The following is a 19,829-nucleotide window of genomic DNA, read 5'->3' as shown; positions in this document are numbered from 1 at the left end:
CACCTCCCGGACGCCGGCACGACGGTACTTCCTTGATCTTTTTCATGTGACATGACGGGGCGACGACGTGAGACATGGCATGCGCACATCATCCATAAGGCTGGGGCGAACCGGACTGGTCGCCGTCACCGCGACCTTGCTGGCCTCGCTGCTGACACCGGTGGCCTTCGCGGCGGACGCGGATCCGCTGGGCAGGCTCGCGACCCAGAAGGAGCGGGTCAGCGAGGTGTACGAGGTCGAGGGCCTCGGCGCGAAGAAGGCGCGGGCGAAGGTCGCCGAGGCCAAGGCGGAGAACCAGGCGCAGGCGAAGCGGGCGCGTGCCGAGCAGAGCGCCGACTGGCCGAAGGCCGGTACGGCCGCGCTCGACCTCTCCACCGGCAGGGCGGCCGAGGCCGAGCCGGGTGGCCTGCCGGTGAAGCTGACGGCGGGGAGCGGCTCCGCCACCGTCGAGGTGCTGTCCCGCAAGGCGACCGAGGCGGCCGGGGTCTCCGGAGTCCTGCTGTCCGTCGCCGGTGCCGGAAAGGCGCAACTCTCCCTCGACTACGGCGAGTTCGCCTCCGCCTATGGTGGTGGCTGGTCGGGCCGCCTCCGGCTGGTCGCGTTGCCGGCGTGTGCGCTGACCACCCCGGAGCAGGCCAAGTGCCGTACCCAGACCCCGCTCGGCTCCGCCAATGACATCAAGGCCCAGGAACTCTCGGCCACCGTCGAGCTGACCGGTGCCGACACCGGCGTGTCCACCCAGCTGGTGCGCGAGGCGAGCACCGCCGCCGCGACCGTGCTCGCCGCGACCGCGGCCTCCGGTGAGTCGGAGTCCGGTTCGGGTGACTACACGGCGACCCCGCTGGCGGCCTCGTCGATCTGGTCGGCCGGCGGCTCCTCGGGGGCCTTCAGCTGGTCGTACGACATCGACGTACCGCCGGTCGCCGCGGGACCGGAACCGGCGCTGGCCCTGTCGTACGACTCGGGCGGCGTGGACGGCAAGACGGCGTCCACGAACAACCAGGCCACCCTGGTCGGCGAGGGCTTCGACCTCTCGTCGTCGTATGTCGAGCGCAGCTACGGCAGTTGTGACCAGGACGGGCACGACGAGAAGTACGACCGCTGCTGGAAGTACGACAACGCCTCCCTGGTCCTGAACGGCAAGTCGTCGGAGCTGGTGAAGGACGACACGACGGGTGAGTGGCGGCTGAAGGACGACGACGCGTCGACCGTCACGCACTCCACGGACGCCGACAACGGCGACAACAACGGCGAGTACTGGACGGTCGTCACCGGTGACGGCATCAAGTACGTCTTCGGCCTCAACAAGCTGTCCGGTGCGGGCGACGAGCGCACCAACTCGGTGTGGTCGGTGCCGGTGTTCGGCGACGACGAGGGCGAGCCCTGCTACGACGCGACCTTCGCGTCGGCGTACTGCGCGCAGGCCTGGCGGTGGAACCTCGACTACGTCGAGGACCTGCACGGCAACGCGATGTCGTACTGGTACACCAAGGAGTCCAACTCCTATGCCAGGAACGGCGCTTCGACCGCCACCGCGACCTACACGCGTGGCGGCTACCTCACGAAGATCCTCTACGGGCAGCGCTCCGGCACGCTCTTCACCGCGGACGCGCCGGGCAAGATCACCTTCGACCACAGCGAGCGTTGCACCGCCGACGACTGCTCGGCGCTGACGGACGACACCTCGGACGACTGGCCGGACGTCCCGTTCGACGCCATCTGCGCGGCCGACGCGGACTGTGAGACCAACGTCTCGCCCTCGTTCTTCACCCGTAAGCGGCTGACCGGTATCAACACCTACGCCTGGTCGGCGGCGAGCAGCGCCTACACGCAGGCCGACTCGTGGAAGCTGACGCAGGAGTTCCTCGACGGCGGTGACATCGGGGACACCTCGGACCAGACCCTCGTCCTCAAGTCCCTCACCCACACGGGCAAGAACGGTGCCGACGTCTCGCTGGACCCGATCACCTTCACGTACCAGATGCGGGAGAACCGGGTCGACGCGACCGACGACATCCTCCCGCTCACCCGCCCCCGCATCGAGACGATCACGTCCGAGACCGGCGCGATCACGGACGTGACGCTCTCCGAGCCGGAGTGTGTGCGCGGCTCGAACATGCCCACCGCCGAGGACGACAACAGCCTGTCCTGCTACCCGGTCTACTGGAACATCAACGGCGCCACGGAGGCGTCGATCGACTGGTTCCACAAGTACCGGGTCACCGCGGTGTTCACGGCCGACCCGACCGGGCAGAACGAGGCGGTCGAGCACTCCTACGAGTACTCCGGACCCGGCTGGCACTACAACAACGACCCGTTCACGCCGTCGGACGAGCGGACCTGGTCGCAGTGGCGCGGCTACCGCAAGGTGACCGAGTACACGGGCAGTCCGGATGTGACGCGGTCCAAGAAGGTGTCCCTGTATCTGCGGGGCATGGACGGCGACAGGACGGACTCGGGTACGCGTTCGGTGACGGAGGCGGGTGTCGAGCTGGACGGCTTCACCGTCGCCGACATCGCGGACGCCGACCCGTACTCCGGGTTCCTGCGCGAGCAGATCTCCTACGACGGTTCGACGCCGGTGTCGGTGGTGGTCAACGACCCGTGGAAGTCCAGAACGGCCACCCAGCACAAGAGTTACGCGGACGTCGAGGCCTACTTCGTCCGCTCGGACAAGGCGGTCACCCGCACGTATCTGACCGGCTCCGCGTCCTGGCGTACGTCCTCCACGGAGACGACGTACGACGACCACGGCATGGCGGTCGAGGTCCAGGACAACGGCGACGCGGCCGTGGACAGCGACCAGACCTGCACCCGCACCTGGTACGCGCGCAACGACACCCTCGGCATCAACTCCCTTGTCTCACGCACCCGTACGGTCGGCCGCGTCTGCTCGGCCGCAGAGACCGACCTGTCCCTGCCGACGGGCACGGACAGCCGCGGTGACGTGCTGGCCGACACGGCGACGGTCTACGACACCGCGTCCGCCACCACCTGGTCGGCCGCCCAGACCCCGACCAAGGGCGAGGTGTCCTGGACCGGCCGGGCGAGCGCCTACCCGGCGACCGCCACCAACGGCGAGCGGAATCCCGGCAGTTGGCAGACCACCGGCAAGGCGACCTACGACGCGCTCGGCCGGCCCCTGACGTCCACGGACGCGGGCGGCAACACCACGACCAACGCCTACACGCCCACGGGCGCGGGCCCGTTGACCCGCACCAAGGTCACCAACGCGGCCGGGCACTCGACGTACACCTACGCGGACCCGGCCACCGGCCAGCCGGTCAAGATCTACGACGCCAACCTGAAGAAGACCGATCTCACCTACGATTCGCTCGGCCGGCTCACCGCCGTGTGGCTGCCCAACCGCTCCAAGGACGGGGGGCAGAGCGCGAACACCAAGTTCGCCTACCACGTCACCGGTGACGAGCAGTCCTGGATCTCGACGTCGACACTGAAGGCGGACGGGACGTCGTACGCGACGACGTACACGATCTACGACGCGCTGCTGCGGGAGTTGCAGACCCAGACGCCGGCGTCCACCGCCGGGCGGATCCTCACCGACACCCGTTACGACACCCGGGGGTTGGCGTACGAGACGTTCGCCGACATCTACGACACCACCAGCGGGCCCAACGGCACGTACACCAGGGCCGAGTACGGCGAGGCGCCCAGCCAGACCGAGACCGTGTACGACGGGGCGGGCCGGGCGACGAAGGCCACCTTCCTGACCGGCGGGGTCGAGCAGTACGCGACGACCACCACGTATACCGGTGACTCGACCGCCACGACGGCTGCGGAGGGCGGTTCGGCGACCCGGGTGATCACCGACGCGCAGGGGCGGACCACCGAACGCCGGGAGTACGCGGGCGTCTCGCCCACGGTCAGCACCTACACGTCGACGAAGTACACCTACACCCGTGACAGCCTGGCCGACACGATCACCGGACCCGACGGCGAGCAATGGTCGTACGGCTACGACCTGTTCGGCCGCCAGACCAAGGCGACCGACCCCGACACCGGCACCACCACGAGCACCTACACCGCCCTGGACCAGAAGGAGTCGGCGACCGACCAGCGCGGGCAGAAGCAGCTGTACGGCTATGACTCCATCGGCCGTACGACCGGGGTGTGGCAGACGTCGAAGACGGACGCCAACAAGCTGACCGCGTACGCCTACGACTCCCTGGCCAAGGGCCAGTTGGACTCCACGACCCGCTACGCGGGCGGCACGGGCGGGGACGCCTACACCGACGCGGTCGTCTCCTACGACAGCCTCTACCAGGTCACCGAGTCGACGTTCGGCCTGCCGTCCGACGACACCTTCGTCACCTCGGGCGCGGTCCCGTCCGCCACGCTGACCTTCAAGACCGACTACAACGTCGACGGCACCGTGGCCTCCGGCTACGAGCCGGCGGCGGGCGGTCTGGACGACGAGTACGTCTCCACCACCTACACCGACTCGGCCCTGCCCAAGACCGTCTCCGGCACGTCGGGCTATCTGCTCGGCGCCTCCTACTCCGCACTCGGCCAGACCGAACAGCTCACCCTGGGCGCGTCCGCCGCGGCCAACACCCCCAAGGCGTACGTCACCAACACCTGGGAGGAGGGCACCGGCCGGCTCACCGAGTCGCATGTGACGACCACCGCGCACGCCTACATGCTCCAGGACCTCCAGTACGGCTACGACGACGCGGGCAACGTCCTGTCCATCGCCGACCCGACCACGCTGGGCGCCACCACCGAGGCCGACAACCAGTGCTTCTCCTACGACGGTTACCGCCGCCTGACCGAGGCCTGGACCCCGAAGACCGCCGACTGCGCCACCTCGGGCCGTACGACCACCGACATCGACGGCGCCTCCCCCTACTGGACCTCGTACACCTACGACGACGCCGGTCTGCGCCGGACGGACACCGAGCGGACCACGACCACGTCGACGGCCCGGACGTACTGCTACGACACCGACCGCCCGCACGCACTGCTCGCCACCATCACCGGCACCGCCTGCGCGAGCGCCTCGGCCGCGTACGGGTACGACGACACGGGCAACACCACCACCCGCCCCGACGGCACCGCCACCCAGAGCCTGACCTGGAACAGCGAGGGCAAGCTCGACTCGCTCACCGAGGCGGGGGCCAGGACGGGATATCTCTACGACGCGGACGGCAACCTGCTGGTGCGCCGGAACACGACCGGCGAGAGCGTCCTCTACCTCGGCGCCACCGAGGTCCACTACAACGCGGCGACCGGCGCCATCTGGGGCCAGCGCTACTACACGGCGGCCGGTACCACCATCGCCGTCCGCACCAACGAGACCGGCACCGAGAAGCTCTCCTTCCTCGCCGGTGACACACACGGCACGTCCACGCTCGCGGTCGCCGCCACCGATCTCGCCGTCACCAAGCGGTACTTCAGCCCCTTCGGGGAGTCCCGCCAGGGCGGCACCGGGACGTGGATGGACGACAAGGCCTTCCTCGGCAAGACCGCCGACGACGACACCGGGCTCACCAGCATCGGGGCCCGCGAGTACGACGCGTCGACCGGCCGGTTCATCAGCGTCGACCCGAAACTCACCCTCGACCAGCACCAGTCCCTCAACGGCTACAGCTACGCCAACAACACCCCCGTCACCCAGTCCGACCCGACCGGGCTCGAGTCCTGCTACCCGCACTACTGCTCGGGCACCAACGGCACCTACGGCACGTACAAGCCGGAGAACGACGACGGCTCCTCGCAGTACGACGGCTCCAGCCACGACAACACCCCCGACACGACCACCACGACCACCCTCTTCGGATGTGGCTGCGGGGTGGTGGCCACCGACCCGATGGCCAACCCCTACTTCGCCTCCCAGGTGCTCAACAGCCCGGATCTGAAGAACTGGGTCGCGCAGGCACAGGCGCTCCAGGCGAAGGACGACGCACTGCTCAAGGAAGTGGGAATCGCCGGCTGCGGCTGGATCCCCATCGTCGGTCTGGGCTGCGACGCCTACGACATCAAACGCTCCTGGAGCGACGGCGACGCCTTCGGCGTCGTCACCGGAATCATCGGCATCCTGCCCTTGGGCGACCTGGCCAAGGCGCCCAACCAGGCCGACAACGTCGCCGATGTGGTCAAGGGCGCCAAGAAGACGGCCACCGGCTGCACCCAGTGCTTCCTGGCCGGTACCGACGTACTGATGGGCGACGGGGCGACGACCGAGGACATCGAGGACGTCGAGGTCGGCGACCTGGTCATGGCCACGGATCCGGAGACCGGGGAGTCCGGGCCCCGCGAAGTGACGCGGCTGATCATCACCGAGGACGACAAGCACTTCAACGAGCTGTCCATCGCCACGGAGGACGGCGTCGAGAAGCTGACGGCGACCTTCGAGCACCCCTTCTGGTCGCCCTCGGCGGGCCGGTGGACCAAGGCCACCGACCTGAAGCCGGGCATGACCCTGCGCACCGACGACGGCACCTCCGTCATCGTCACCGGCAACCGCGCCTTCACCAGGCACGCGACCACCTACAACCTCACCGTCACCGACCTGCACACGTACTATGTGCTGGCCGGTGAGACCCCGGTGCTCGTCCACAACAGTGGCTGCGATCCGCGGTTCGAGGTCGACTCGCACGGCACGGCCACGGACACCACCAACCCCGGCGGCAGGCTCGCTCCTCCCAAGCTCGACGGCGGCTCCCTCCAGGAAGTCGGCGCTCCGATCTGGGGGAACGGAGACCCGTCGCATCTCGTCGGGACACGTTCGGCTGAGGAGCTCCGAGGCCTCGCCAGCAAGTCCGACGCGGAGAAGTTGCAGGACTTCTACCGCGGCGCCCAACTGGCGGGCCGGGGAGGCAAAACCGCGCCGGCGCGCGTGACACTGACGCAGGAGATCATCGATGCCTGGAGCTAGCGGAGCCCCTGGACCCACCGGACCCACCGGCCCGCAGACAGTGGACCTGAAGTTCACGGCGGCCCGGGGCGAGACCGTCGAAGTCTGCTTCGAGCCGATCGGGACCACCTTCTCGCTGTTCGACGGCCAGTCGATCTACCTACGGACCCCCCTCGCCACGGTGGGCTCCGTGGAGGTCGTCTCCTGGCCGAACGGCATCGGCGTGTGGGTGCCGTACCCCGGCGACCACCTGATCCTCGACAGCGAACGAAACGAACTGGAACCGCTCTGATCGTGTGCCCCGGGCGAGTGCGTCGACGGGAAGTCGGGACGACCGGATCTCGGTGCGGTCGGCTCGGCTTCGGACTGGACGTGGGCTTCCCTCGCGCCCACGACGAGCCGCGCCACCGCCGTCAGGAACTCCTCGGGCGCGTCGCTGATGCGGGACGCGGTCGGCTCCGTCTTCGCCCGGTGGTCCTCGACGACGCGGTCGGCCCGCCCATGTGCCCCCGGCGTTCAGGTGATGCGGATGCCGACCGTCACCGAGGCGCTCCGGTCGCCGGCGGCCTTCGGGCGAGTCTGGCGGCCACGGCGTCGAGGACCCAGTCCAGGCCGGTCGCGAAGGAGGTCTCGGCGTCCACGTCCGTGCCGTCGTGCACGGCCTTGGCCAGCGCCGGGAAGCGGCCCGTGGCCAGCATTTTCGTCAGATGCGGGCCGTGGGCGCGCTGCCAGTCGTACTTGGACAGGCCCGTGGCGCGCTCGGCCCGCAGGTTCGCGATCTCGCGCCTGATCGCGCCGATGAAATAGGCGCTGACGGTCTCCACGGCGCGCAGGACGGTGTCGATGTCGGCGAGGCCGTCGAGGGCGGCCAGCGTGGACTCGGCTACGACAAGTCCGTTGGGGCCCATGGCCGGGCGGCCGCCGAGCAGGTCGGCCAGCCATTCGTGACGGAGCGCGGCCTGCCTGGTGCGATGGGCGAGGGTGCGCAGCGCCTCCCGCCAGTCACCGGGCTGCTCCTCGGAGAGGATCTCGGCCTGGACCTCGTCCACCATGAGGTCGAACAGCTCCTCCTTGGTGGAGATGTATCTGTACAGCCGCATCGGACCGGCGTCCAGGCGGGCCGCGACCTTGCGCAAGGACACCGCCTCCAGCCCGCCCTCGTCGGCCAGCGCGATGGCGGCGGCGACGATCCGCTCCCGGTCGAGCGTCACGGGGCGAGTCGGCGGCTCCGGCCGGTCCCACACAGTCATGCTCACACCGTACCGTTGCGATACGCCGTATCAGAGCAATACAGTGTATCGACATGAGACACCGCATCGCAGTGGTTGGCGGCGGCCCCGCCGGCCTCGCCTTCGCCCGCGTCCTGCACCGCCACGACCACCCCGTCACCGTCCTCGAACGCGATCCCGCCCCCGACGCCCGCCCCCCGGGCGGCACGCTGGATCTGCACGAAGGGCTGGGTCAGCTCGCGCTGGACAAGGCGGGGCTGCTGGCGGAGTTCCAGGCGCTGTCCCGTCCCGAGGGGCAGGCCATGCGCATCCTGGACCCGGACGGGACCGTCCTGCGCGACTGGCGACCCCGTCCGGACGACCGGGCCAATCCCGAGATCGACCGCAGGCAACTCCGTGACCTGCTGCTCGGCCCTCTCGACGTCCAGTGGGGCCGGGGCGTGACGCGGGTGGTGCCGGGGGCCGGGGATGGCGTACGGGTCCGGTTCGCGGACGGGCGACAGGAGACGTTCGACCTCGTGGTCGGCGCGGACGGCGCCCGGTCCCGGGTCCGCCCGGCCCTCTCGTCGGTGACACCGCACTACACCGGCGTCACCTCGGTCGAGACCTCCCTCGACGACGTCGACACCCGCCACCCCGACCTCGCCCGGCTGATCGGCGACGGTTCCGTGGCCGTGTACGGCGTCAACCGCTCCCTCGTCGCCCAGCGCAACAGCGGCGGCCACGTGAAGGTGTACACCAAGTTCCGCGCACCGCTGGACTGGCACACGAACCTGGACCCGGCCGACGTCGAGGCCGTCCGATCGAGCCTGCTGGCCCTGTTCGACGGCTGGGCCGCTCCCGTCCTCGCCCTCCTCCGCCACGGCACCGCTTTCGTCCACCGCCCCCTCCACGTCCTGCCCGTGTCCCACACCTGGACCCACGTCTCCGGGGTGACGCTGCTGGGCGACGCCGCCCATCTGATGCCCCCACTGGGGGTGGGCGCGAACCTCGCGCTGCTGGACGGCGCCGAACTCGCCGAGTCCATCGCCGCCGCCCCCGGCCGTGGAGATCTGGACGAGGCCGTCCGCACCTTCGAGGAGCGGATGTGGGCACGGGCCGGCAAGTGGGCGAAGATCACGACGGCCGGCCTGGAACGCCTCGTGAGCCCGGACCCCACCGAAGCCCTCGCCCTCTTCGACGGGGTCCAGCCGTCCTGACGGCGTGCGTGCTTCCTTTCCCTGTCTCGCCGGACGCGGGGCGGGGCGGCCTGGACCTGTCCGACGGCTGGCCGGACCGGTGGATCGTGACGTGGAAGTACGCCGGGGAGCCGGCTGCGACGGGCCCCAACAGTTCACCGATTTCGTCGGCGGTCATCGGCGCCCGGAATGTTGACGAGACGTGGAAACACCTGTCTGGAGTGTCGGCGTCGACCGATGGCCGACGGAACCTGCCAGACCTGTGATCGCTAGGAGGGCGTCGTCTCCCAGTGTCCGCCCGACGGCGAGGTGGCGGTGTCGTTCAGGCAGCGGTCGAGCAGTTCGTGCATGCGGGGCACGGGGAGAGACGGGTTGGCGGAGGCGCCCTCTGCGGTGCGCGAGTCAGCGAGGAGAGCGTCCAGGGCTTCCGGCGTCAAGCTCGGGTTGACGGCGGCTGCTCGGCACACCGACTCGTCGGGGTCTTCCACCGGGGTCTCGGCCAGGGTGGGATCGGCTGCGGCCAGGGCCCGTACGTCGGGATCCGGGTGGCCGATGAGGTGGGCCCAGCCGGTGCGGGGGAACGCGGGCAGGGTCAGCAGGTGCGGTCGGTGGGCCGGGCGGGTGACGAAGACATCCAGGAGGAGGTGTGGCGGAGCCAGCGGGTGGTGGCAGGCCAGCAGGATCCGTACCTCCTCGTCGTCGTCCTGTGCGAGTGTCGCGGCGAGTTCCGCGGCCAGGCCGGGGAAGCGCGCCGCGACCCGACGGAGCACTGGTTCCTCGGACACCGCGCAGGCGGCGAACCAGTCGGGCGACGGCTCGCCGGTCGGCTCGGTGATCGGGCAGGTGCAGTCCGGGCCGTGCCCGATGACCCTGTCGATCGCCCAGTATTCGGCCCAGGTACGGGGGAAGGGGTGGAGGTCTGCGCGCATCCGCACGTCCTCGTCCGGGTCCTCCCTCAGCTCCGCCACCAGGTCCGGTCCCAGGTCGGGCCGGCTGGCGACCAGTCTGCGGATCTCTGCATCGGGGTGGCGGGCGAGCCGGGCGACGGCGTCGGCCGGGGTGCGGGGATTCCAGGTCAGAGGGTGCACCGTGCCGTCCGCGAAGCACTGCTCGACGAGCACGGGGGACAGGGCACACCTGCCGAACACGAACTGCTTACCGCGGGAGCCGTAGGACGGCAGCCTGGCCTCCACCTGTTCCGGATCCAGCACCCAACTGTGCTCCTGCGCCGCCTTCCGTACCGCGGGGTCGGGGTCGTCGAGCAGCGCCTCCCGCTGCGCGGCGGTGAGCGAATGCCACTCCCAGGTGGCGCGTTCACGGAGCCCTGGGTGCTCGTGCCCGGCCATGGAGCGGTGGAAAGACAGAGGGATCTGCTGGGAGGAAATGAGCTCCCCGGCGATCTCGTTCGCGGTGAGCGTGCCGTCCTCGCCTCCGTCCCGGGCGGTCAGGAGGGTGACGAGGATGTCGTCCGGCAATGGTCGGACCCATCGCGGGCGGAGATGGGCAGGGGTGCCGCCGGCGAGCCACCCGCGGACAATCCCCGACGGGTCCGTCGCCAGGGGGGCCAGTCGTGCGGGGTCGATGTGCCGGTTCCGCGCGAGCGCGCGGCGGATCACTCTGTCCGGGTGGTTCAGGGCCGCGTCGATGACGGCGTCGGGCAGGTCACGACCTGCGCACATCAGCAGGCCGGCCTCACCGGCCGCTGGATCCACCAGGCGTATCAGTACGTCGGAGGGCGCCGCCGGATTGAAGGCGATGCCGCGCAGCCACGGTTCGTGGAGAGAATCGGACACCGCGTCATCCTGCCACCTCGCCTCCTGAACCGGACCGCCGACAATTACCTCGTCGGCGCTTACCGGCGTCTCCGTTCGCAGGGCTTTTTGGACCACGTGGCGCGGGCCTTACGCGGCAACCGCGCGGGAGTGGTCGTCCTCGACGGCCGTCGGCCAGGGCCGGACGGGCCTGCCGCTGGAGGCGATCACCCACAGGTCGAACTGCGTGCGGTCGGCCTGCCAGACGGCATGGGGTCTCTCGGCTGTGTCGGACCACCAGGAGGTCGATATCTCTGACGTCGGCCGTAGGCGTCTCAGCCTCCTCATCCAGAGCCGTCTGCCGTCCCCTGCGGAGATATCAGCTCCGACCAGGAAACGAGTGGCATGGCGCACTTTTGCAAGCAGGTGCTTGCAATAGTTAGCGGGGGTGATGCAAGGTAGGGGCATGGCAACGCTCAACGTCGGCAATCTCGGTGAGTATCTGCGTGAGCAGCGGCGCAACGCGCAGCTGTCTCTGCGGCAGCTCGCCGATGCCGCCGGGGTGTCGAATCCGTATCTGAGCCAGATCGAGCGCGGGCTGCGCAAGCCGAGCGCGGAGGTGTTGCAGCAGGTCGCCAAGGCGCTGCGGATCTCCGCCGAGACGCTGTACGTGCGGGCCGGCATCCTCGACGCCGAGCGGGACCGGGACGAGGTCGAGACGCGTGCCGTCATCCTCGCCGATCCCACGCTCACCGAACGGCAGAAGCAGGTGCTGCTTCAGATCTACGAGTCCTTCCGCAAGGAGAACGGGTTCGAGATCGCCGACGGGGGCGAGGGCAGCAGCGGTAGCAGTAGCAGTAGCAGTATCCCCAGCGTGGTTGATGTCGGCGGCGACGGTGGCGACGGTGCCGCGCCGCACGAGACCGCCGGCTGACCAGCGGGACGTAACAACATAAAGCAGATGTACGCCACACAACCCTCAGCTGATAGCAACCGGGAGGACCATCACCATGGCCATCACCGATGACCTGCGCAAGACCCTGAGCGACCCCACCCCCCTCTACTTCGCCGCCGGCACCGCCGACCTCGCGCTCCAGCAGGCCAAGAAGGTGCCCGGCCTGGTCGAGCAGCTGCGTGCCGAGGCGCCGGCCCGGATCGACGCCGTGCGCGGTACCGACCCGAAGGCCGTGCAGGAGAAGGCCGCCGCCCGTGCCAAGGAGGCCGGCGCCAAGGCCAAGGAGGCGCAGGAGACCCTCCAGACCAAGGTCAACGAGTTCATCACCAGCCTCGACGGTGACCTCAAGAAGCTCAGCAGCACGTTCGACGCCGACCTGAAGAAGTTCGGCGAGTCCGCCCAGGACTTCGCGCTGCGCGGTGTCGGCGTCGCCGCCGAGTACGCCGTCAAGGCCCGCGAGGCGTACGAGAAGGTCGCCGAGCACGGCGAGCAGGCCGTGAAGACCTGGCGCGGCGAGGCCGCCGACGAGATCGAGGAGCTCGCGGTCGCGGTCGAGCCGGACCCCGAGCCCGTCGCGCCCGTGTCCGAGCCCGTCGTGGTGAAGGCCGAGACCCCGGCCCCGGCCGCCCCGGCGAAGAAGCCCGCCGCGAAGCCCGTCGCCAAGAAGGCCCCGGCGGCCCGCAAGACCACCGCCAAGAAGACGACTCCGCCCGCGAAGTAACACGAACGGGTGATCAGTAACGGGTCGGGCACTCCACGAGTGCCCGGCCCGTTCTTCGGGTAGCGGGAATCCGGTTGCGGGTACGGTGACCGCGTACGGACGAGTCGAGTCGGGTGGTGGACGTAGTGCTGATGCAGGGCTTCACAGGGTTCATGTGGCTGTTGAGTACCGCCCTGATCATTTTCAGTGGCTTCGCGCTCGTCGACGCCGCCACGCGTCGCGAGGACGCCTATCGCGCGGCGGACAAGAAGACCAAGCCGTTCTGGCTGATCGTCCTGGCGCTCGCCTTCGTGGTGAACCTCATCTTCAACATCCTGTCGTTCCTGCCGATCATCGGCCTCGTCGCGACGATCGTGTACATGGTCGACGTACGCCCGGCCCTCCGCGGCCTCCCCGGCGGCGGCCGCAGCCGCAGAGGCGGCTCCAGCAGCGACGGCCCCTACGGCCCGTACAACGGCGGCCGCTGAAGCACCCAGGCCGAGAAGCTGGGGTTACGGCGTCACGGCGTCCGGTCCAGCATCACCACCGCCACGTCGTCCGTCAGCTCGCCGCCGTTGAGGTCGCGGACCTCGTTCACCGCCGCGCGGAGCAGTTCCTCGCCCCGTAGGCCCTCGGCGAGTTGGCGGCGGACCATCGCCACCATGCCGTCCTGGCCGAGCCGCTCGCGGCGGCCTTCTCCGACGCGGCCCTCGATCAGGCCGTCGGTGTAGAGCATCAGGCTCCACTCGGCGCCCAGTTCCACCTGCATCCGCGGCCAGCGGGCGCCGGGGAGCAGGCCGAGGGCGGGGCCGTTGTTGTCGTAGGGGAGAAGTTCGGCCGGGCGGCCGGGGCGGGCCAGCAGCGGGGACGGGTGGCCGGCCAGGCAGAGGCCCGCGCGGCGGCCGTCGGGGGCGATGTCGACCGTGCAGAGCGTCGCGAAGATCTCGTCGTCGGAGCGCTCGTGCTCCAGGACCTGTTGCAGCGTGCCGAGGAGCTGGTCGCCGCAGAGGCCCGCCAGGGTCAACGCGCGCCAGGCGATGCGGAGTTCCACGCCGAGCGCGGCCTCGTCGGGGCCGTGGCCGCAGACGTCGCCGATCATCGCGTGCACGGTGCCGTCGGGGGTGCGCACGGTGTCGTAGAAGTCGCCGCCGAGCAGCGCGCGGGAGCGGCCGGGGCGGTAGCGGGCGGCGAAGTGCAGCGGGGAGCCCTCCAGAAGGGGGGTGGGCAGCAGGCCGCGTTCGAGGCGGGCGTTCTCCTGGGCACGGAGCCTGGACTCGGTGAGCTTGCGCTCCGCTCTGTCGGAACGTTTCCGCGCCACCGCGTAGCGGATCGCGCGGCTCAGCAGCCGGCCGTCCAGCTCGTCGCGGAAGAGATAGTCCTGGGCGCCCACCCGGACCGCCTCGGCGCCGCGCTCGGTGTCGCCGGACGCGGTGAGGGCGAGGACGGCGTGGTGCGGCGCGATCCGCAGCACGTGCTTGAGTACGGCCAGCTCGTCGTCGGTGCCGTCAGCGGCGCGGCCGGGGGCGGGCAGCGCGAGGTCCAGCAGGATGCAGTGGACGTCGTCGGTGAGCAGCCGCTCGGCCTCGGTGAGGTTGCGGGCGGTGCGGACCCGGATCGGTTTGCCGGTCGGGTCGAGCAGCTCGGGCACGACGGGGGAGCCGCCGGGGTCGTCCTCGATCATCAGCAGGGTGAGGTGACCGGGAGCGTGGCTGTTTCCGTTGCCGGCCTTGTCGCCGGTGACCGTGTTTTCGGCGGCTTCGGCGGCTTCGGCGGCTTCGGCGGCCGTGTCCTGCGTGCGCGGGGCCTCCGTGGCTCCGGAGACGGCTGCGGAGGTGTCCGTGGAGCTGTCTCCGGACATGTCTCCGGAAGGGCCGCCGACCGCGGGTGCGGCCTGCGCCGGCGTCTGCGCCTGACCGCTTTCCGCGGCCGGGATCGCTCTCTGCCGCGGTATGGGTGCGGGCATCGTCCTGGTTCCTTCCCTCCCCCCGAGGGCACGGCGGGGCGAGGGACCTCGACCCACCGACCGGGACCATAGCGGTAGTGGGCGCCGTAAAGGAATGGTGTGAGGCAGGTCGCCCGGCAGGCGGCCACTGTCATATGCCGTGTTCTGTACCGCAGTTGGGCAGGGCGGCCCCCACCTGGGGATGACGAAGGTCACGCCGGGCGGGCGTTTGGCGCCGGGGGTGCGTGTGCCAGGTCACGTGGCCCGGGTCACCGGTGGCACATCACGCATCCGGGCGCACAACGCCCAGTATCTTCATCGAGCCCGCCCCCGCGACCGTCACCGTCCGCCCCGGTCGCGGGGCGTGGATGATCGCGCCGTCGCCGATGTACATCGCGACATGGCTGGCGTCGTCGAAGTAGATGATGAGGTCGCCGGGGCGCATGTCCTGCACGGCGATGTGCTTCAGCTGCTTCCACTGCTCCTGCGAGGTGCGCGGGATCGGGTCGCCGGCGCTCGCCCAGGCCTGCGAGGTCAGCCCCGAGCAGTCGTACGACGACGGGCCCTCGGCGCCCCATACGTACGGCTTGCCGAGGGCGGCGGTGGCGTAGGCCACGGCCGCCTTGCCCGCCGCGGAGGCCTTGGTGTCGATGTCCTTGAGGACGCCGGAGTCGAGCCACGTCGTCTGTGCCTTCAGCGCGGCCTGCCGCTCCAGCTCGGCCAGCCGTGCCTTCTCCTGCTTCTCCAGCTGGGACTCGAGCTTCTCGGCCGCCGCGATCTGGGTCGTGACCTTCTTCTTGGCGGCGGCCTTGGCCTGGCGGTTCTTCTCCAACTGCGCCCACTGGGCGGAGGCGTCGGCGGTGTACTGCTTCAAGTCCTGCTGGGTGCGGGTCAGTTCGGAGATCAGGCCCTTGGTGGCGCGCTGGCCCTGGAGCACCCGGCCGGTACCGTCCAGGAACGCCTGCGGGTTGTCGCTCAGCAACAACTGCGCCTCGTCCGGGAGTCCGTTCGTGCGGTACTGGGAGCGGGCCGCGGCGCCCGCGCGGTCCTTCAACTCGTCCAGCTTCTCCTGGCCCTTGACGATCTTCTTGGCCAGCTCGACGATCTCCGCGGACTGCTTCTGGGCCTGCTCCTCGGCCGCGTTGTAGGCGTCCGTGGCGACGGCGGCGTCGTGGTAGAGCGCGTCGAGCTTCTCGCGTACGGCCTCAAGGTCCTTGTTGGTCACGGGAGTTGAGGATGCGGACGCGGACGGGGTCGACGAAGGGGTCGGTGTGGGGCTCGCGAACGCGGTGCCGGGTGCCGCGAGTACGGTGACCGCGCAGACGACCGTGATGGCCGTCGTGATCAGGGCTCGCCTGCCCGCTCCCATACCCCTGCCCCCACATCTGATTGACCGTCAGTAACTTACGGATGCCTGAGGGATCGTGCCATGTCCGTACAGAAAACGACAGAGGCAGTACTTCCTGTACCTCTCTCCTTTCCTTCCAGGTCATGGGATGTGACGAACGGCCGCCGGAGATCGTTCCCCGCAGCCGACACCCGCACCGGGATTCACCCGCGTGGAGCCAACGCCCTCCAGGCCACGGTCACTTCGCCCTGCCGCCAGCGCACCGGCCCGTCCGTCACCGGCCAGTCGGCGGTGAGGTCCCGCACCGCGCGGATCCAGCGCTGGCGGGCGCCGTAGGAGGCGTAGGGCGCGGCGGCGGCCCACGCGCGGTCGAAGTCACGGAGGAAGGCGTGCACCGGTTCGCCGGGAACGTTGCGGTGGATGAGGGCCTTCGGGAGACGCTCGGCGAGGTCGGACGGCCGCTCCAGGGAACCGAGCCGCGTCGCGAAGGTGACCGTGCGCGGCCCCTCGGGCCCGAGCGCGACCCACACGTGCCGCCGCCCGATCTCGTCACAGGTCCCCTCGACGAGCAACCCGCCCCGGGAGCCCTCGCCCGCCGGCGCGAGCCGCCCGCACAGCCGCGCCCACACCTCGGCGACCCGCGCCTCGTCGTACTGCCGCAGAACGTTCGCCGCGCGGATCAGCGACGGCCGCTGTGGCACCGGAATCTCGAACCCCCCGTGCCGGAACGCGAGCCCCTCCCGCTCGTACGGTTTCGCCGCCGCGACCCGCGCCGGTTCGATCTCGACACCGACCACGCGCGCGTGCGGGGTGACGGTACGGAGACGCGCCAGCAGTTCTACGGCCGTCCAGGGCGCGGCGCCGTAGCCGAGGTCGACGGCGACGGGGTCGACGGCCCGCCGCAGCTCGGCGCCGTGCGTCGCGGCGATCCAGCGGTCCATGCGGCGCAGCCGGTTGGGGTTGGTCGTGCCGCGCGTCACCGTTCCTACGGGGCGGGTCGTGGCGCGGGCTGTCATGCCTACGAGGGTAGGCGGCGCGGGACGAGGGGCGCCGCACGGGCATCGGCCGCGGCTGTCCTTGGCCTTCGCCCGTCCCGTTGTCAGTGCCGCCTGGCAGGATCGGAGATCAAGTCGACCGAGGGGTGAGGCGGGACCGATGAAGGCGCTTGTCAGCGACGAAGTGCATGTCGACTACGGCCAGATATTCGTGGAGAGCGGTGACGACGACTGCGACCTGCACGATGCCTTCGCCGGGCAGGAGGGCGTCGGGCTCTGCGGGGGCGGGCAGGCGGGGATGCTGTTACTTCTGACCGGTCTGCGCATCGGCGGCGTCGACTTCACCGCCGAGCTGCACGACAGCCGGCCCGAGCTGGACGAGACGTGGGAGGAGATCGTCGAGGTCCCGTTCCGGCCGGTGTCGGAGGAGACGGTGCTGCGGCAGTGGAACGGGAAGAACCGGTGGGAGCTGGAGCTGGAGGAGCGTGACTACCGCGTGCGGTACTCCGCCATCGGTATGGACGCGGGCCGCAGCAAGGACGTCCGGGAGGACGACGAGCCGCCGACCGGCGACCGGTACCTGCTCCAGATATGGCCCGCCGCGCCCGAACCGGCCCGGCTGCTCAAGCAGACCGGCCGCACGGCCGCGAACTGGCACGCCTTCGCGACGTCGCCGGTGGGCTGACCGGCAGACGCTGACCGGCAGACGGGAGCCGGCGCACCGCCGGACGGGAGTCAACGTACGGAAGGAGGCCAACGCACCGCCCCATCGAACGGTTGAGCGACCCCCGGCAATGGCTGGGTAAAATCCCCATGCGCCGGAATGAGAATCCGGCCTCCCGATGTTGGCGTCCTTGGAGGGACCCGCACGCCCTCCCTCAGGCATGCCCGCAGCGAGGAGGAACGCCACGTGAGCCAGTACGGCAGCAGGCTCGGGCGGCGTTCCGCGGCCTCGTCCGCGCGGCTGCGGCTGCACCGCAAGCCTCGCCGGGTGGCCATGCTCTCCGTGCACACGTCACCGCTGCACCAGCCCGGCACGGGCGACGCGGGCGGCATGAACGTCTACATCGTGGAGCTCGCGCAGCGTCTCGCCGCGATCAACATCGAGGTGGAGATCTTCACGCGCGCGACCGCCGCCGCCCTCCCCCCGACCGTCGAGCTGGCGCCCGGCGTGCTCGTCCGGCACATCGACGCGGGGCCGTACGAAGGCCTCGCCAAAGAGGAACTCCCCGCCCAGCTCTGCGCGTTCACGCACGGAGTGATGCAGGCGTGGGCCGGCCACCGCCCCGGGTACTACGACCTCGTCCACTCGCACTACTGGCTCTCCGGCCACGTCGGCTGGCTCGCCGCCCAGCGCTGGGGCGTGCCCCTCGTGCACGCCATGCACACCATGGCCAAGGTCAAGAACGCCAGCCTGGCCGACGGCGACACCCCCGAACCCGCCGCCCGCGTCATCGGCGAGACCCAGATCGTCTCCGCCGCCGACCGCCTCATCGCCAACACGGCCGAAGAGGCCGACGAACTCGTACGGCACTACGCGGCCGACCCCGCCAAGGTCGCCGTGGTGCACCCGGGCGTGAACCTCGAACGCTTCCGCCCCGCGGACGGCCGCGCCGCCGCCCGCGCCCGCCTCGGCCTTCCGCAGGATGCCCTGATCCCGCTCTTCGCGGGCCGGATCCAGCCCCTGAAGGCGCCGGACGTGCTCCTGCGAGCCGTGGCCGTGCTGCTCGACGAGCGGCCCGAGCTGCGCTCGAACATCGTCGTGCCCGTCGTCGGCGGCCCCAGCGGCAGCGGCCTCGCCAAGCCCGAGGGCCTGCAGAAGCTCGCCGCGCGGCTGGGCATCGCGGACGTCGTACGGTTCTGCCCGCCCGTCGGGCAGGAGCAGCTCGCGGACTGGTTCCGGGCCGCGTCCGTGCTGGTCATGCCGTCGTACAGCGAGTCCTTCGGGCTGGTCGCCATAGAGGCGCAGGCGGCCGGTACGCCGGTGCTCGCGGCCTCGGTCGGCGGCCTCCCGGTCGCCGTCCGCGACGGCGAGACCGGCTTCCTCGTCCAGGGCCACGACCCCGTCGCCTACGCCCACGTCCTGCGCCGGCTCGCCGACGACCCGCACCTCGCGCCCCGCATGGGCGAGGCCGCCGCCCGGCACGCCCAGTCCTTCGGCTGGGACACGGCCGCCGCGGCCACGGCCGACGTGTACGCGGCCGCGGCGCAGGCCCACCGCCGTCACGTACGCTCGCACCATGGGTGAGGCGGCAGCGGATCAGGACCGGGCGGCGCAGGTCATCGAGGGTTTCCTCAAGGATGCCGAACTCGACTGGGAGAGCCCGGAGTTCGGCACGTTCGTCGTCAAACTCCCCGGCACCCGCAAGCTGTCGACGACCCTCTCCCTCCTCGTCGGCCGCCACTCCCTCTCGCTCAACGCCTTCGTCATCCGCCACCCCGACGAGAACGAGACCGGCGTCCACCGCTGGCTCCTGGAGCGCAACCTCAAGCTGTACGGCGTGAGTTACGCCGTCGATCAGCTCGGCGACGTGTACGTCACCGGCCGGCTGCCGCTGTCCGCCGTCACCGAGGCCGAGATCGACCGCCTCCTCGGCCAGGTCCTGGAGGCCGCCGACGGCAGCTTCAACACCCTCCTGGAACTGGGCTTCGCCTCCGCGATCCGCAAGGAGTACGCGTGGCGGGTGTCGCGGGGGGAATCGACGCGGAATCTCGACGCGTTCACGAATCTGACCCAGCGGCCGACCAGCTGATCTCGTCCCGACCCCTTTCGCCTTTCGTCCGACCCCTTTCGTTGTGCCTGGGCGCCATGGCATGCTCACCGCCAGCACATTTCTGAACGTCGTTCACATCC

At 70.4% G+C, this 19,829-nt stretch carries 15 protein-coding genes; 9 read left to right on the top strand and 6 right to left on the bottom strand.

The features are described from left to right. The first annotated feature begins 79 nt into the window (after nt 1-79). Together SPR02S_RS39485 and SPR02S_RS39480 are read left to right on the top strand one after the other, a co-directional pair. Entirely contained in the window at nt 80-6,898 is a 6,819-nt protein-coding gene (locus tag SPR02S_RS39485; protein ID WP_019062547.1) for a polymorphic toxin-type HINT domain-containing protein, read from the top strand. Continuing rightward, entirely contained in the window at nt 6,885-7,169 is a 285-nt protein-coding gene (locus SPR02S_RS39480) for a hypothetical protein (RefSeq protein ID WP_052347118.1), read from the top strand. The genes SPR02S_RS39485 and SPR02S_RS39480 overlap by 14 nt, the downstream gene beginning before the upstream one ends. A gap of 247 nt (nt 7,170-7,416) precedes the next feature. Here SPR02S_RS39480 and SPR02S_RS39475 read toward each other — a convergent pair whose 3' ends face one another. Next, nucleotides 7,417-8,127, bottom strand: a complete 711-nt coding sequence (locus tag SPR02S_RS39475; RefSeq protein WP_043258802.1) for a TetR/AcrR family transcriptional regulator — start codon at nt 8,125-8,127, stop codon at nt 7,417-7,419. Between the two features lie 53 nt (nt 8,128-8,180). Here SPR02S_RS39475 and SPR02S_RS39470 point away from each other — a divergent pair, with 53 nt between their 5' ends. After that, a complete protein-coding gene (locus SPR02S_RS39470; protein ID WP_043258801.1) occupies nt 8,181-9,305 on the top strand; it encodes an FAD-dependent oxidoreductase in 1,125 nt (374 codons plus the stop codon). A 248-nt stretch (nt 9,306-9,553) separates the two neighbouring features. Here SPR02S_RS39470 and SPR02S_RS39465 read toward each other — a convergent pair whose 3' ends face one another. Beyond that, nucleotides 9,554-11,077 carry a hypothetical protein gene (locus tag SPR02S_RS39465; RefSeq protein WP_019062543.1) on the bottom strand — a complete coding sequence of 508 codons (1,524 nt, stop codon included), beginning with the start codon at nt 11,075-11,077 and terminating at the stop codon, nt 9,554-9,556. Nucleotides 11,078-11,185: 108 nt separating this feature from the next. Next, nucleotides 11,186-11,383 (bottom strand): hypothetical protein, encoded by a 198-nt coding sequence (locus SPR02S_RS39460; protein ID WP_019062542.1) that lies wholly within the window; start codon nt 11,381-11,383, stop codon nt 11,186-11,188. Nucleotides 11,384-11,501: 118 nt separating this feature from the next. Between SPR02S_RS39460 and SPR02S_RS39455 the strand changes: the two genes are divergently transcribed. From SPR02S_RS39455 to SPR02S_RS39445, 3 genes are all read left to right on the top strand, one after another. Then, the gene (locus SPR02S_RS39455) at nt 11,502-11,969 is read left to right on the top strand and encodes a helix-turn-helix domain-containing protein (protein WP_019062541.1); all 468 of its coding nucleotides are present in this window, start codon (nt 11,502-11,504) and stop codon (nt 11,967-11,969) included. 76 nt (nt 11,970-12,045) lie between these two features. Continuing rightward, nucleotides 12,046-12,711 (top strand): hypothetical protein, encoded by a 666-nt coding sequence (locus SPR02S_RS39450; protein ID WP_019062540.1) that lies wholly within the window; start codon nt 12,046-12,048, stop codon nt 12,709-12,711. Between the two features lie 131 nt (nt 12,712-12,842). Beyond that, nucleotides 12,843-13,178 carry a DUF2516 family protein gene (locus SPR02S_RS39445; RefSeq protein WP_078623141.1) on the top strand — a complete coding sequence of 112 codons (336 nt, stop codon included), beginning with the start codon at nt 12,843-12,845 and terminating at the stop codon, nt 13,176-13,178. A gap of 32 nt (nt 13,179-13,210) precedes the next feature. Here the strand turns inward: SPR02S_RS39445 and SPR02S_RS39440 are convergent, their stop codons facing one another. From SPR02S_RS39440 to SPR02S_RS39430, 3 genes are all read right to left on the bottom strand, one after another. Next, nucleotides 13,211-14,653 carry a PP2C family protein-serine/threonine phosphatase gene (locus SPR02S_RS39440; RefSeq protein ID WP_019062538.1) on the bottom strand — a complete coding sequence of 481 codons (1,443 nt, stop codon included), beginning with the start codon at nt 14,651-14,653 and terminating at the stop codon, nt 13,211-13,213. Nucleotides 14,654-14,915: 262 nt separating this feature from the next. Beyond that, entirely contained in the window at nt 14,916-16,001 is a 1,086-nt protein-coding gene (locus SPR02S_RS39435; protein WP_019062537.1) for a C40 family peptidase, read from the bottom strand. A 182-nt stretch (nt 16,002-16,183) separates the two neighbouring features. Continuing rightward, nucleotides 16,184-16,996 (bottom strand): class I SAM-dependent methyltransferase, encoded by an 813-nt coding sequence (locus tag SPR02S_RS39430; RefSeq protein ID WP_026151264.1) that lies wholly within the window; start codon nt 16,994-16,996, stop codon nt 16,184-16,186. A gap of 139 nt (nt 16,997-17,135) precedes the next feature. Here SPR02S_RS39430 and SPR02S_RS39425 point away from each other — a divergent pair, with 139 nt between their 5' ends. The 3 genes from SPR02S_RS39425 (at nt 17,136) to SPR02S_RS39415 (ending at nt 19,728) form a co-directional block, all read left to right on the top strand. Beyond that, complete coding sequence (locus tag SPR02S_RS39425; protein ID WP_019062535.1) at nt 17,136-17,660, top strand: hypothetical protein; 525 nt, start codon at nt 17,136-17,138, stop codon at nt 17,658-17,660. A 225-nt stretch (nt 17,661-17,885) separates the two neighbouring features. Beyond that, the gene (mshA, locus tag SPR02S_RS39420; protein ID WP_019062534.1) at nt 17,886-19,223 is read left to right on the top strand and encodes a D-inositol-3-phosphate glycosyltransferase; all 1,338 of its coding nucleotides are present in this window, start codon (nt 17,886-17,888) and stop codon (nt 19,221-19,223) included. Continuing rightward, the gene (locus SPR02S_RS39415) at nt 19,216-19,728 is read left to right on the top strand and encodes a type III secretion system chaperone family protein (RefSeq protein ID WP_019062533.1); all 513 of its coding nucleotides are present in this window, start codon (nt 19,216-19,218) and stop codon (nt 19,726-19,728) included. Before mshA ends, SPR02S_RS39415 begins: the two co-directional genes overlap by 8 nt. Nucleotides 19,729-19,829: the final 101 nt, after the last annotated feature.

This window comes from Streptomyces prunicolor NBRC 13075 (assembly GCF_000367365.1).
Taxonomy (GTDB): domain Bacteria; phylum Actinomycetota; class Actinomycetes; order Streptomycetales; family Streptomycetaceae; genus Streptomyces; species Streptomyces prunicolor.
This window is presented reverse-complemented; position numbering and strand designations above follow the sequence as displayed.